The sequence below is a fragment of the Pseudarthrobacter sp. NPDC092202 genome (assembly GCF_044755505.1).
Classification (GTDB): Bacteria; Actinomycetota; Actinomycetes; order Actinomycetales; family Micrococcaceae; genus Arthrobacter.
Genome location: NZ_JBIVRG010000023.1, coordinates 1 through 13,631, shown reverse-complemented (window position 1 = coordinate 13,631; position 13,631 = coordinate 1). Strand labels below are relative to the sequence as shown.

At 65.4% G+C, this 13,631-nt stretch carries 10 protein-coding genes, 1 tRNA gene, 1 other RNA gene and 1 pseudogene; 7 read left to right on the top strand and 6 right to left on the bottom strand.

Annotated elements, in window-relative coordinates:
* The first annotated feature begins 55 nt into the window (after positions 1-55).
* Positions 56-1,693: a stealth family protein gene (locus ACIQF4_RS20325; protein WP_400517639.1), complete on the top strand. Its 1,638-nt coding sequence runs from the start codon at positions 56-58 to the stop codon at positions 1,691-1,693.
* Between the two features lie 85 nt (positions 1,694-1,778).
* Here ACIQF4_RS20325 and ACIQF4_RS20320 read toward each other — a convergent pair whose 3' ends face one another.
* The 4 genes and pseudogenes from ACIQF4_RS20320 to ACIQF4_RS20305 all read right to left on the bottom strand — a co-directional run.
* Entirely contained in the window at positions 1,779-2,708 is a 930-nt protein-coding gene (locus ACIQF4_RS20320) for a phosphodiesterase (protein WP_350000803.1), read from the bottom strand.
* A 164-nt stretch (positions 2,709-2,872) separates the two neighbouring features.
* Positions 2,873-3,358, bottom strand: a complete 486-nt coding sequence (locus tag ACIQF4_RS20315) for a glutathione peroxidase (RefSeq protein ID WP_350000805.1) — start codon at positions 3,356-3,358, stop codon at positions 2,873-2,875.
* Between the two features lie 430 nt (positions 3,359-3,788).
* Positions 3,789-4,166, bottom strand: coding sequence for a hypothetical protein (locus ACIQF4_RS20310; protein WP_400517644.1), 378 nt, complete (start codon positions 4,164-4,166; stop codon positions 3,789-3,791).
* A gap of 200 nt (positions 4,167-4,366) precedes the next feature.
* Positions 4,367-4,720 (bottom strand): annotated as a pseudogene (locus tag ACIQF4_RS20305) (M23 family metallopeptidase); the annotation flags it as partial.
* A 648-nt stretch (positions 4,721-5,368) separates the two neighbouring features.
* Here ACIQF4_RS20305 and ACIQF4_RS20300 point away from each other — a divergent pair.
* Complete coding sequence (locus tag ACIQF4_RS20300) at positions 5,369-6,289, top strand: oxygenase MpaB family protein (protein WP_400517641.1); 921 nt, start codon at positions 5,369-5,371, stop codon at positions 6,287-6,289.
* 61 nt (positions 6,290-6,350) lie between these two features.
* Here ACIQF4_RS20300 and ACIQF4_RS20295 read toward each other — a convergent pair.
* Positions 6,351-6,435 (bottom strand) — tRNA-Ser (locus tag ACIQF4_RS20295).
* A 336-nt stretch (positions 6,436-6,771) separates the two neighbouring features.
* Between ACIQF4_RS20295 and ACIQF4_RS20290 the strand changes: the two genes are divergently transcribed.
* The 5 genes from ACIQF4_RS20290 (at position 6,772) to ACIQF4_RS20270 (ending at position 13,153) form a co-directional block, all read left to right on the top strand.
* The gene (locus ACIQF4_RS20290; RefSeq protein ID WP_350000809.1) at positions 6,772-7,101 is read left to right on the top strand and encodes a hypothetical protein; all 330 of its coding nucleotides are present in this window, start codon (positions 6,772-6,774) and stop codon (positions 7,099-7,101) included.
* A 40-nt stretch (positions 7,102-7,141) separates the two neighbouring features.
* An RNA gene (gene ffs / locus ACIQF4_RS20285) (signal recognition particle sRNA small type) lies at positions 7,142-7,238 on the top strand.
* A gap of 21 nt (positions 7,239-7,259) precedes the next feature.
* Positions 7,260-10,838 carry a DNA polymerase III subunit gamma and tau gene (locus ACIQF4_RS20280; protein ID WP_400517642.1) on the top strand — a complete coding sequence of 1,193 codons (3,579 nt, stop codon included), beginning with the start codon at positions 7,260-7,262 and terminating at the stop codon, positions 10,836-10,838.
* Between the two features lie 100 nt (positions 10,839-10,938).
* Positions 10,939-11,538: a recombination mediator RecR gene (gene recR, locus ACIQF4_RS20275; RefSeq protein ID WP_066273645.1), complete on the top strand. Its 600-nt coding sequence runs from the start codon at positions 10,939-10,941 to the stop codon at positions 11,536-11,538.
* Positions 11,539-11,794: 256 nt separating this feature from the next.
* The gene (locus ACIQF4_RS20270) at positions 11,795-13,153 is read left to right on the top strand and encodes an aspartate kinase (protein WP_350000813.1); all 1,359 of its coding nucleotides are present in this window, start codon (positions 11,795-11,797) and stop codon (positions 13,151-13,153) included.
* Positions 13,154-13,249: 96 nt separating this feature from the next.
* On the opposite strand, the gene ACIQF4_RS20265 is transcribed toward ACIQF4_RS20270, so the two are convergent.
* Positions 13,250-13,465, bottom strand: coding sequence for a hypothetical protein (locus tag ACIQF4_RS20265; protein ID WP_400517643.1), 216 nt, complete (start codon positions 13,463-13,465; stop codon positions 13,250-13,252).
* Between the last annotated feature and the right edge of the window lie 166 nt (positions 13,466-13,631).

Genomic DNA, 13,631 nt, shown 5'->3' with positions numbered 1-13,631 from the left:
TCCCCCGGCCCCGGGCAATACGCCCGAAACCTGCCGTTTAGGCCGCCCGGCTATCATGCAGGTAGGAACGCTTACTTTGACGAGCACGGAGACGACCATTACAGAAGCACCGGTTCAAGACGAGGTCTACTACGGAGGCCAGGCATCCGTAGAGGAACAATTTCACGCGGAGATCACGTCCGCCGAAGCCGAAGAACGGCTTAACCCCCGCCCTGATGTCATCACGCATAAGGGCCGCATTGCGCTGATCAACCAGACCAGGACCCCTTACCAGGCCATGGTGGAAGACCTGCTGTTCGTGCGCAACGTACTGGCTAACGCGGGCCTGGCGTATCTGCTGGTCAGGGGCAACAACGACCGTCCCGTCATTGCCCTTGACTGGAAGGACCGGAAGAAACTGCGGACTGCCCTGGTGGAAGCCTGCAGGGACGAACCGTTCTACTCCATGACCGTGGATGCCAAGAAGAAGACCTCGCTGCTGGTTGCGGACGGCGAGCTTTCCTCCAACCGGCAGGCGCGCATCTTCCGCCTGTACCGCCCCCGCGTGGAGCCCAGCGGCGGTTTCGAGTTCGGATCTTCGGCTGGCGTGCAGATTGAGCTGTGGTCCTTCAAAGCCAACGAAATCATCCTGCCGATCGAGAACTCCCTCACCCGCAGGACCCTGCTCCGCCAGGACGCCGTCCGCGGCACCGTGGAGCGGTACGGCCATACCTGGCCCACCATCGAGAACATGTTCGCCGACCACGCCAGCGACATCAGCTTCGACATCGACCTGGTGTTTTCCTGGGTGGACGGAAGCTCCCCCGAATACATTGCCGCCCGGCGTGCCCAGCAGAAGGACGTTGTCCTGGGCGAAGGCGACGACCACGAGGCCCGCTTCCGGCAGATCAACGAACTCAAGTACGCCCTCCGCTCCGTGTACATGTTCGCGCCCTGGATCCGCCGCATCTTCATCGCCACGGATTCGCCTGCCCCTGAGTGGCTGGCGGACCATCCCTCGGTGACGATTGTCCGCAGCGAGGAGTTCTTTTCGGACCCCTCCGTGCTTCCCACGCACAATTCACAGGCGGTGGAATGCCAGCTCCACAACATCGAAGGGCTCTCGGAGCACTTCCTGTATTCGAACGACGACATGTTCTTCGGCCGGCCGGTCAGCCCGGACTTATTCTTCACGCCGGGTGGCATCACTAAGTTCGTCGAGGCGGAAACCCGCATCGGCCTTGGTGAGAACGCGGTTGAGCGGAGCGGCTTCGAGAACGCAGCCCGCGTTAACCGGAAGCTGCTGTGGAACCGGTTCGGGCGGATCACCACCCGCCATCTGGAGCATTGTGCTGCCCCGCTGCGCCGCAGCGTGGTGGCGAAAATGGAGCGAGAGTTCCCCGAAGAGTTCCGGAAGACCGCTGCCAGCCGTTTCCGGGCTGCGGACAACATCTCCGTAACCAACTCGTTCTACCACTACTACGCGTTGCTCACCGGCCGCGCAGTAACCCAGACGGCGGCGAAGGTCCGTTACGTTGACACCACCATGAAGTCGGGGCTGAAGTACCTGCCCAAGCTCCTGGCCAAGCGGAATATGGACTTCTTCTGCCTGAATGACGGCAGCTTCCCGGAAGTGCCTGCCGACGAGCGCGCCGCGCTGGTCACCGACTTCCTGGACAAGTACTTCCCCATCAAGGCGCCCTGGGAAAAGTAGGCCAAGCGGCCGCTGCCCTGGCAGTGGGTGAATGTCCATGAAAGAGGGTCCGTGCCGCCTGCGGCACGGACCCATCCTTATTCCCCTAGCGGCTCGTGGGCAGGCCGAGCTTCCCGCTGCTCCGCTGTTTGGCGCTCTCCGGAATCCGGACCCCGGCGGCGTCCAGGCGCCGCTTTGTCTCTTCCGGGGAGACGTACTCCCCTACCGTCGTCGAACGCCCCATGGGTACCACCGAGTGCACGATGGTGTGCTCGTATACGTGGACCAGGTTGAACGCCTGGCCGCCGTCCTGGCCCCTGGTGCCCCCCACGGGGACGTTCAGGTCCTGGGTGTAGCAGCTGGCTGAAGCCACGGAGACGGGAATGCCGGCAAAGCTCGCCGTCGTCGAATAATGCAGGTGGCCGGCAAGGATGGTGCGGACATCCGAGTTCCGGACCACTGCCTCCAGCGACGCCTGGTCCCGCAGCTCCACCAGCACGGAGAGATCCAGGACTGACGGGACCGGCGGGTGGTGCAGCGCCAGGATGGTGCCGTCAGGGGCCGGAGTATCCAGTTGCCGTGTGAGCCACTCAAGCTGGGAGGTGCTGAGTTCACCGTGGTGGTAACCGGGCACGGTGGTGTCCATGGTGATGACGCGGAGCCCGTTGATGAAGTAGCTCTTGTCCACCGGGCCGTCATCGGCAGGCTCGTCCAGCAGGCCTGTCCTGAAGTTGGCCCGGTTATCGTGGTTGCCCATCGCCCAAATGACTTTGGCACCAAGCTCTTCGCAGGCGGGATCAACGATGGCCCGGAGTTTGACGTAGGCTTCAGGATCGCCCTTGTCGGCAAGGTCACCCGTGAAGATGACGGCCTCGGGCCGGGCACCGGAGGCCTTGACCTCTTCGAAGAGCTGGATAAGCCGGGCTTCGCTGTCTACGACGCCGTAAAGGGGGTCCGGACCTCCCATCAAATGGGGATCGCTCAGGTGGAGAAGGAAGTGGCGTGGCCGGGGATGTTCGGCCTCGATGTGCTCCATTGCTGCCTCTGTGGTCGGTGGGAAACGGCGCTTCCCTTGTACCCTTCAGTAAGGTTTATCCAATCAGACATTTGGCAAACTTTGGGTAAATCGCCGTGGCCGATGTGGAAAAAGATGAAAGAACTGCGCTTTTGCGTGGCTGCGTTCGGCGCAGCGGCGGTTTTTTAACCGAGGGCGTTCTCGATGGCGTCGATCACTTCCGCGGAGTCTGGTTCCACGGTCGGAGCGAAGCGGCCCACGATCTCGCCTTCCCGGTTGACGAGGAACTTCTCGAAGTTCCATTTCACCAGGCCGGGCAGCAGCCCGGTCTTGAACTTGGTGAGCTCCGCGTACAGCGGGTGCTGTCCCCTGCCACGGACATCTGCTTTGGCAGTCAACGGGAAGCTCACTCCGAAGTTCCGCTGGCAGAACTCGGCGATTTCGCTGTCACTGCCAGGTTCCTGCCCGGCGAACTGGTTGCAGGGGACGCCGAGGATCTCGAATCCGCGGTCCCGGAACTTCTCGTAGAGCGTCTCCAGCCCGGCGTACTGGGGCGTGAAACCGCAGTTGGAGGCAACGTTCACCACCATCACCACTTTTCCCTTGAAGATGCCGAAATCAGTGGCGGTACCGTCGTTCAGGGTCAGCGGGATGGGGTACAGGGGTGTCACCGGTTGCGTCCTCGGAGAGTTGTTCATACCTGGAATTCGTTACTGGCGGACCACTGTACTGGTCCGGGCTTGGAGTTTCCTGGGTGAACGTCCGGCCGGGTCCTAAGGCTGCGGGGTTGCGTACGTTCCGGTTGGCAGCGGCTCAGGTTCGGCCGTCCCGGTCGGTGCCGGGCTCGGCTCTACTGAGTAGGTCGCAGTGGGTGCCGGGGCAGGCTCAATCGGGGAAGGTTCCACTGGCGCGGGCGCAGGCTCGACCGGTGCAGGCGGCGGTTCCACCGGGGCAGGCTCCACCGGCACGGGTGCGGGTTCTATCGGTGCGGGTTCAACAGGAACAGGTGCAGGCTCGACCGGTGCAGGCGGCGGTTCCACCGGCGCAGGCTCCACCGGCACGGGCGCTGGTTCTGTCGGTGCCGGTTCTGTCGGTGCCGGTTCAACCGGTGAGGGCTCGATGGGTGCCGGCGCAGGTTCCGTCGGCGTCGGCGTTACTGTCTCCGTCGGGGACGGCGTTGGCGTGCCCGTACCCGTCTCCGTCGGGGACGGCGTCGGCGTACCTGTTCCCGTCTCCGTCGGGGACGGCGTCGGCGTACCCGTACCCGTCTCCGTCGGGGACGGCGTCGGCGTACCCGTACCCGTCTCCGTCGGGGACGGCGTCGGCGTACCTGTTCCCGTCTCCGTTGGAGACGGCGTCGACGTACCCGTTTCCGTCCAGGTCGGGGACGGCGACGGCGTTCCCTGCCCAGCCCATGCGGTCGGCGACGGCGTGCCAGGATCCGCGGACCGGTATGGCGAAGGCGACGATGCCGGCCAAAAAGGCGAGGAGGTCGCCGTCGTCGGTTTTTTAACCCAGCGGGGAACCGGCGGAGGCTCGTTGCCCTGGCCCACGGGGATAGTCCAGGGTACCGGTCCGGTGGACGGAGCATCAGGACGGGGCAGGTACGACCGCAGGCCAGCCGCTCCGGCACTGACTGGCCGGACCGGGAGCAGGCGCCACTTCTGTGGATCGACGTGGCGCCCGTCCAGGATCGTTTCGAAATGCAGGTGGCAGCCGGTGGACCACCCGGTGGATCCTACCCAGGCAACGGCTTCGCCGGCCACGACGGAATCCCCGCTGCGGACGGCAATGGACGCCAAATGGTTGTACGTGGTGACGAGCCCGTTGCCGTGATCGATCTCGACCCGGTTGCCGCCGCCCCAGGGATGCCAGCCCGCGGCACGGACCACGCCCGAGTCAGCCGCGAACACCTGCGTGCCGCAAGGCGCCGCAAAGTCCTGGCCGAGGTGGAAATCACCTGCTGTTCCAAACAGCGGACTGACCCGGAAGCCAAAGGACGAGGACGCAGCCAGCTGCTTGAGGGGAGCCATCAGGAAACCCGACGGCGGCCTGCTCACCCCTGCCGGCTCCACGTCCAGGGGCGACGGGCCTTCCTCACCGGGGCCACTGACCAGCGGACGCGGAAAAGCGATCTCAACCTCAGGATCGCTCAGGATCGCCGCGGTCAGCGGGCCGGCAACAAGGCCGTCCAAGGTTGGCCCGGCAGCCTCCGTGCCTTCGTTCCTGTCCGGAGTGTTGCCAGTATTGGTACCAGCCGGAATCCCCACGGCACCCATGCCTGCGCCGGAACGGCTGACGGAGGCCGCGATGGTCCCAGCTTCGGGTGCCGGGGTGGAAGGGTTCACAGCCCAGACAGCCATGGCCAACACCCCGCCGGCGGCCGCAGCCCGCACAGCGGGCAGGCACAGTCCTCTGGGGCTTGTGGCGTCCTTCCCGGATACCGCGTGATTGCCCATGAGCCTGACTCCAGGACGTGACTGGCCGCCCCTGTCATGACGGTATCTCCCATGGGACCATACGTGCCGGGACCCTGGGAACCCTGCAGCGGGACACTGCGGGTTTTTTGTGGATGCCCGCTGTCCGGTCACTGCCATCAGTCCGTCCGTGCAGCACCTGGACAGCCTGGTTGTGCTTACGATTAGCCCAAAAGCAGGGTTTCCCACAGGAAGCGTGCCACCATGAAGAACATCCTGAGTCCCCTCAAGAAACGCCTCGTCCGCACGTTCAGCAACAGCCACGAGGGCGTTCCGCAATGGCAGCTCGATCTCGCAAAGGGGGACGACCCCGGCTACCACCTGCCCGGTTCCGCGGTGTGGGCAGTGCACGGTTCCATGTCGCCGATTGTGGCTGGTATCCGCACGCTGCTGATGCAGTCCCTGCACCCCGGTGCAATTGCCGGCGTCCACGAACATTCCAACTTCCGCGAGGATCCGCTGGGCAGGCTGGCTAATACGATCCGCTGGATTTTCACCGTGACCTACGGTTCCACCGAAGCTGCCGAGAATGCCTCACACAGGGTGCGCCGGCTGCACGAGGCAGTCCAGGGCAGTTACAGCGACAACCTTGGTACGCAACGCGGCTACAGTGCCAATGATCCGGAACTTGCCAGCTGGATCCATCTCGCTTTCACGGACGCGTTCCTGACCGCCCACAAAATCTGGGGTGGCGCCATACCCGGAGGCCCGGACGCCTACGTTCGGGAGTGGGGGCAGGCGGGCCGCCTGATGGGAGTAGGGGACCCACCGCTGAGCGAGGCGGACATGCACAGGGAACTGGACCGCTGGTACAACAGCGGTGAGCTTCGGGTCGATGCCCGGGTGGCGGAGACGGTGGAGTTCATCCGGAACCCGCCCCTGAACCGGATGCTGCGGCCGGGCTACCGCATCCTGTTTGCCGGTGCGGTCTACAGCCTGGAGCCAAGGTACCGCCAGATGCTCGGACTGGCTGTTCCACGGCTGGGCCCCGTGACGCTGCCGGTGAGGCTCGCCACCAAGCTGGTGCTCGGCGTCGTACGCCTCGCACTGGGACCCAGGGGTCCCAGTGAACTGGCCGCCAGGGAACGCCTCCGCTGGCTGGGCGTGCCGGGCGCCGACGCGTGACCTGAACTGTTAAACGAAAGAACCCGGCCCCGGCAAATGCCGGAGCCGGGTTCTTAACCGGCGGAGAATGGGGGATTTGAACCCCCGAGGGCGTTAACCCAACACGCGTTCCAGGCGTGCGCCATAGGCCGCTAGGCGAATTCTCCAGCTGCTTCTGAATCAAAAGCAGATACTAGGTTACCTGATGTTTTCCGCATCGCCCAATTGACCCCTCCCGCCGGGCTGCAGATACAGCCGCGAGGACACCCAGACGGGCAGCTTCGCACCTGGGGCACCGTCCCTTAACCACGAAATGGACGCCCCCAACGCGTCCATTCCCCGGACACCGTTGAGCTGCCGGGTCCGGCCCCGTTCAGCCAGGCCACGCAGCTCACAATCTTGAGATTGCCCCATTCGGTGTATATATCAATGATCAAGGGCGCCGTCGGGATAAGCAACGGCTTTCGCCCTGCTTCCCCGTCCGGTTCCGGCAGGATGGAACCATGAACGAGCTGCACGCCCTGGTGGTTTACGTCCCGCGCTCACATACGGAACCGCTCCTCGCAGCCCTCGGCGATGCCGGCGCAGGCAGGATCGGAAAGTACTCCCACTGCTCCTTTGTCACGCCGGGAACAGGCCGCTTCACCCCGCAAGAGGGCGCCAAACCCTACCTTGGGCTGATCGGCAAGCCGGAGGAAGCCGCCGAGGACAGGATCGAATGCGTCGTTGAACAGCCCCTCCTGGGCGCGGTCATCGACGCACTGCACGCAACTCACCCGTACGAGGAGCCCGCCTTCATGAGCTGGCCCGTGGAAGGCTGGCGCCGCCCATAAGGCCGATTCGAGTCGGGCAGCAAGTTCGGGTAAAGTATCTGACGGCCCCTCATGTGGCGTCATCCTGTTGAACTCCCCCAGGACCGGAAGGTAGCAAGGGTAAACGGGCTCTGGCGGGTGCATGGGGGGTCTTTACTATTCCCCCACAGGGCGGCAGGATGTCGGCCCGGATTGGTAGGGTTTTCTCTGTGACAGTTACTACCGCCCTCTACCGCAGGTACCGTCCGGATTCGTTCGCTGACGTTATCGGCCAGGAACATGTCACCGAGCCGCTGATGACCGCTTTACGGAAGAACCGGGTCAACCACGCCTACCTTTTCTCCGGCCCCAGGGGCTGCGGCAAGACCACCTCCGCACGGATCCTGGCACGCTGCCTCAACTGTGCCCAGGGCCCGACGGACACCCCCTGCGGCAACTGCCCCAGCTGCGTTGAGCTTGCCCGCGGCGGCTCAGGTTCACTGGACGTCATCGAGATCGACGCCGCGAGCCACGGTGGCGTGGACGACGCCCGTGACCTCCGCGAGCGCGCCACCTACGCCCCGGTGCGTGACCGCTACAAGATCTTCATCATTGACGAGGCCCACATGGTCACGTCAGCGGGCTTCAACGCCCTGCTGAAGATCGTTGAAGAACCGCCGGAACACATCAAGTTCATCTTCGCCACCACGGAACCGGACAAGGTCATCGGGACTATCCGCTCCCGCACCCACCACTACCCTTTCCGGCTGGTGCCGCCGGAACCGCTGATGGCTTACCTGGAGCTGCTGTGCAACCAGGAGAACGTCCCGGTTGCCCCCGGCGTGCTGTCGCTGGTGATCCGCGCCGGCGGCGGTTCCGTCCGTGATTCGCTCTCCGTCCTGGACCAGCTGATGGCAGGTGCAGGCCCCAACGGCCTGGACTACGAACTCGCCGTCGCCCTCCTCGGCTACACGCACGCTTCGCTTCTCGATGACGTGGTTGAAGCCGTGGCCGCATCCGATGCCGCCACCGTTTTCCGGGCAGTGGACCGGGTGATCCAAACCGGCCACGATCCCCGCCGGTTCGTGGAAGACCTGCTGGAGCGGTTCCGGGACCTCATCATTGTCCAGGCCATGCCGGAAAGCGCCCAGACCATCCTTCGCGGCATGCCTGCGGACCAGATTTCCCGGTTGAAGAACCAGGCCCACAACCTGGGCGCGGCCGAGCTGTCCCGGGCCGCGGACGTTACCAACACGGCGTTGACCGAGATGACCGGCGCCACCTCCCCGCGGCTGCACCTTGAGCTGCTGTGCGCCAGGATCCTGCTGCCCAGCTCCGAACAGAACGAACGCGGCATGGCGGCACGGATAGACCGTGTGGAACGCAGGCTGAACTACGCCGGTAACGACGTCGGCGCTCCCGCCGCCACGGGTGCGCCCCGCACCGCAGCTGACTCCCCCGCGGCGCTTCACGCCCCCGCAGCGGAACCGGCTCCTCGTGCCCCAGCGCAGGCGGCTTCCGGCACGCCTGCTGGCCCGTCAACGGCTGCGGCGCCGGCCGCGTCGGGTACCGCTCCGGCACCATCAGCGCCGTCGGCTTCGCCCTCGACGCCGGTCCCGGCGTCAGCCGACCGCGCGGGCGCTTCTTCCCCCGCTGGCCCAGCCCGCGGCGTGACAGCTCCGCGCGTCAGCACCAATGACTGGCCCGTAGAGGACGCGACAGGGAGCGGCCCCTCATCCAACGCGCCAATTCGCCGTGAGCGCAGCGACGATGCGCCCCGCGCCAATACGGCACAGGCTGCGTCCGCTGCTCCCGGCCAGGCACAGGGTCACGGCTCCGGGCCGGCTTCCGGTCCGGGACGGGACGCAGTAGAGGAAGCTGTTCACCGGCCAGCACCCGGCTCCGGGCCGCAGCCCACGCCCTCTCGTGCTCCTGCTCCTGCTCCTGCTCCTGCCGCCAAGGATCAGCCGGCCCCTGCACCAGCGGCTTCCGCAGCTGCTGGATCCATGGGTGATGTGGAGGTTTTGCGCCGCGCCTGGCCGGATGTCCTGCAAACTCTGTCCAAGATCAAGCGCAGCACCTGGGCGCTCGTCGAGCCCAACGCGCAGGTTGCCGCTTTCGACGGCCATCTCCTTACCCTTGCCTTCACCACGTCCGGGCTTGCGGGCGCGTTCGGCCGGGCGGACCACTCAGAGAATTTGCGGCAGGCCATCCACAAGACCGTGGGCATCGACTGCCAGATCACTGCGTCAGCCGGCGGCGGCGCGCAGGCGAGCTCTGACCCAAACCCAAAAGCGCCCGCCACCCGGGCGGCCCCGGCAACGTCGGCTGACGTCGCCTGGGGGCTGGCCCCTGCACCGTCGCCGTCACCCAATGACTCAGCGCCGCAGCCGGAAAGGGCAGGCAGCACCAGTGCCGTGGCCCAGGAGAGCGGGCTGCCGGGTCAGGCTGGCCGGAACAGTACGGCCCCGCAGGCCCCGGTTCAGGACGCACAACAGCAGCACTCGGTCCCCGGGCCCGCATCGGATAACACCAGGAATACAGCCGCTGCCCAGGAAACCGCGACGGAAACCGCGGCCGTCCCGCAGAACCCTGCAAAGCAGGTTGCGGAGAAGGCAGCGGACCGGCCAGCGCCCGGGCACACGCCCGGGCAGGTCCCGGGTGCCGTAGATACCCCTGCCGCTCCGGTTCCGTACGCTGCCCCGGCAGGCGACTACTCGTATTCCGACGACGACTGGGGACCGGCCAGGGACGAAGACGCTCCCCCGCTGGATGAGGAACCTCCCATGGACTGGGACCCTTCCGCCCAGTCCCGGCCCCCGGCACCTTCAGCCGGCACCGATCCGGACGGCACTAATTCGGCAAGTACCAGTTCACGGGGTTCGGGAGCCAGTGCCAGGTCCAGCAGGGCCAGTTCCCCACTGGCTGGTTCGTCACTGGTCAGCTCTTCCCCTGCCGGCGCCGGTGCCCACAGCAACGGCCGGCCCGACGCCGATCCGGCGCCGGTTCCCGGAAGTCCCCACGATCCTTGGACCCGTGCAGTCGAACAGGCACCTGGGGTCTGGGTGATCGGCGAGAAAAGCAACGTGGGCAGGAGTGTCTCCGCTGTCGGGCCCGAAGGGACGCCCAACCCGGCTCCGACGCCGCACTACGAACCTGCCGCCGCCCAGGTGCCGCCCTCCATCCCGGTCACCAAGGCCGGCTCCGGCCCTGGACCGGACTGGGGACTCGGGCCTTCCACACCCCCTCCGGGCAGTGGACGGCCCGGCGACGATGGTTCCGGCAACGGTGACTCCGGGGAGGCTCCTGCGTCGACGCACCCCGTGCGGGAGCCTGAGTACGCCATGGCGTCAGCCTCCCCTGCTGCTGCAGACTCGTCGGCACACGCTGCGTATGCCCCGTCAGCACCGACGCCCGCTGTGCCGTCACCAACGGCACCAGTGCCCCCGGCAGTTTCGGTGTCGGCTGCTCCTGCGCAGGCGGCTCCAAAATTGGCCGACACGGCTACGCCTGCGCAGTCGGTTTCCGCTGCGGCAGCAGAAGCGCGGCAGAGTCTGTACCAGCGCCTGTCCAACAGCCCTGAAGCAGAGGCCGGGCGTGCCAAGGCTCCGGCCAGGGCGGTTGCTGCTGCCACCTACGTCCAGGACATACCCAGCGCCGACGACGAGACGATCGAAGAGTCTGGCGTGTTCGGTCGTGCCGCCGTGGAGCGTATTCTGGGCGGGAAGCTGATTGAGGAGCGCTCCCCGGACGGAAGCCCCATCACGCCGCGGTACTGACCGCGGACCGGCCAAGGCGGGGCGCACCTGCACGTCTCCGCTCTACCCGCAAACCACACCAAGCTAGAACCGAAAACCACACCAAGCTAAAGAGGGAAACGTGTACGAAGGTGCTGTCCAGGAGCTGATTGACGAGCTCGGACGCCTTCCGGGGGTGGGCCCCAAGTCCGCCCAGCGGCTCGCGTTCCACATCCTTGAGGCGGACCCCCAGGATATGAAGCGGCTTGTTGAGGCGATCACCACCGTCAAGGAACGGGTCAAGTTCTGCTCGGTCTGCGGCAACGTCACCGAGCAGGAACTCTGCAATATTTGCCGTGATCCGCGCCGGGATCCGGCCGTTATTTGCGTCGTGGAAGAGTCCAAGGATGTGCTGGCCGTGGAGCGGACACGGTCGTTCCGGGGCCGCTACCACGTGCTGGGCGGTGCCATCAATCCCATCGCGGGCGTCGGACCTGAACAGCTGCGGATCCGCGAGCTGCTTACCCGGCTCAACGACGGCGCCATCCAGGAAGTCATCATCGCCACGGACCCCAACCTTGAGGGTGAAGCCACCGCCACGTACCTGGCGCGCATGCTCAAGACAATCGGGATCACAGTGACCCGCCTCGCCTCGGGCCTGCCCGTTGGCGGGGACCTGGAGTACGCGGACGAAGTCACCCTGGGACGCGCCTTCGAGGGCCGCCGCAACGCCTTGACCTGACCGGGCACACCACTGCACACCACGGGCTGACCCTGCACCACCATTTCGCGCCCCTGGCCGCGCGGCCCACGCACGCCTGTGCCTTCCAGAAGCTGCATCCCGGGCTGAAAATGGTCACAATTCAACCCCGGGCAGCGGGCGGCGATAAACTGGGGGAAGAAGTCGCGCCATGGACGGCGTTAGTTCCCAGCGTCAGGGCCAGCACAGCGTTAAGGCTGTCTGGCCGGATTCCAATTGATTCAGTGAAGGTACGCGCATGAGTACGCCCACTACCGAAGTGCACAACGCAACGCAGCAGCAGGAGCCGCCTACCGGCCGTGCCGTAACCAAGCAGCTCATCGTGCAGAAATTCGGCGGATCTTCCGTAGCGGACGCTGACGGCATCAAGCGGGTTGCCAAACGCGTGGTGGACGCCCAGACGGCGGGCAATGAAGTTGTGGTTGTTGTCTCGGCCATGGGTGATACCACCGACGAACTCCTGGACCTTGCGGGGCAGGTGACGGACTCCGCCCCGGCCCGCGAGATGGACATGCTGCTGTCCGCGGGCGAGCGCATCTCCATGGCGCTCCTGGCCATGGCCATCAACAAGCTGGGCGCCTCCGCACAGTCCTTCACCGGATCCCAGGCCGGCATGATCACCGATGGCATCCACGGCAAGGCCCGGATCATCGACGTCGACCCCCACCGGATCCGCACCGCACTGGACAAGGGCAATATCGCAATCGTTGCCGGCTTCCAGGGCATGAGCCGCACCACCAATGAGATCACCACCCTGGGCCGCGGCGGTTCAGACACCACTGCCGTGGCCCTGGCCGCTGCGCTGGAAGCGGACGTCTGCGAGATCTACACCGACGTGGACGGCATCTACACCGCTGATCCCCGCGTTGTTCCCTCCGCCCAGAAGATCGAGCGGATTTCCAGCGAGGAAATGCTCGAGCTCGCAGCGTCGGGCGCCAAGATCCTCCACCTGCGCTGCGTGGAGTACGCCCGCCGGTTCGGCGTTCCCCTGCACGTCCGTTCCTCATTCAGCCAGCACGAAGGCACCTGGGTCATCCCCAGCGCCGAAGACAAGATCACCACACAAGAGGGAGTTGCCTTGGAGCAGCCAATCATCTCCGGCGTTGCGCACGACCGTTCCGAAGCCAAGGTCACCGTTGTGGGCGTTCCGGACATTCCGGGCAAGGCCGCAGCGATCTTCCAGGTCATCGCCGACGCCCACTCGAACATCGACATGATCGTGCAGAACGTCTCCACCCACGGCACGGGCAGGACTGACATTTCCTTCACGCTTCCCATCGTGGAAGGCGCCGATGCCCTGGCGGCTCTCCATGCAGCCCAGGACCAGATCGGGTTCGAAAGCATTGAGTACAACGAGCAGATCGGCAAGCTGTCGCTGATCGGTGCGGGCATGCGCTCCCACCCGGGAGTGTCAGCGACGTTCTTCAAAGCCCTCTCCGACGCCGGCATCAACATCAACATGATCTCCACCTCCGAGATCCGCATCTCCGTTGTAACCCACGCGGACCTGCTGGACGAGGCCGTCCGCGTCATCCACAAGGCCTTCGACCTGGACAGCGAAAACGAAGCCACCGTCTACGGCGGCACCGGCCGCTAGGAGACAGCGAAAAGCCGGGCCCTTTTCCGTCCATTCGGAAAAGGGCCCGGCTTTTTTGGTGCTGCCTAGGGGAATGCCGGTGGGGCCGGAGCTACGTCAGCCTTCCTTTTCGAGGTCTTCACGGCGTACGGCGTAGTGATGGCCGGCAGCATCGGTTTCCACAACGAAGTGCGAGAGTTCCTCTTCCGAGGCCTGTTCGAAAGCGTCGTGTTTGTGTACCACCGGCGAATCGGAGTCCAGCCGCGTGGCCGGCCCAAAGAAGAACCGGAGCCTGTCGGTCACGCTCATGAACCTGTCGATAACATGTGCCACTGTTTCCACCCCCTTCCCGGCTGTCCGGGGAAAGAGTTCCTGCCTCCTGCTGGAGCCAGTGCCCTTATTTTATGGCTCTTCGGAATCAAGGGTGTAGCGAGGGTCTGAAACCTCCGGCCTCGAGCAGGCTCCTGGCTGTGTAGTTCGCGAGGTTGCGGAAGCCGAG

Coding starts and splice junctions, on each gene's coding strand:
- ACIQF4_RS20320 (WP_350000803.1), bottom strand. CDS start 2,708: ATGGAGCACATCGAGGCCGAACATCCCCGGCCACGCCACTTCCTTCTC.
- ACIQF4_RS20280 (WP_400517642.1), top strand. CDS start 7,260: ATGTCGGCCCGGATTGGTAGGGTTTTCTCTGTGACAGTTACTACCGCC.
- ACIQF4_RS20290 (WP_350000809.1), top strand. CDS start 6,772: ATGAACGAGCTGCACGCCCTGGTGGTTTACGTCCCGCGCTCACATACG.
- ACIQF4_RS20270 (WP_350000813.1), top strand. CDS start 11,795: ATGAGTACGCCCACTACCGAAGTGCACAACGCAACGCAGCAGCAGGAG.
- ACIQF4_RS20300 (WP_400517641.1), top strand. CDS start 5,369: ATGAAGAACATCCTGAGTCCCCTCAAGAAACGCCTCGTCCGCACGTTC.
- ACIQF4_RS20325 (WP_400517639.1), top strand. CDS start 56: ATGCAGGTAGGAACGCTTACTTTGACGAGCACGGAGACGACCATTACA.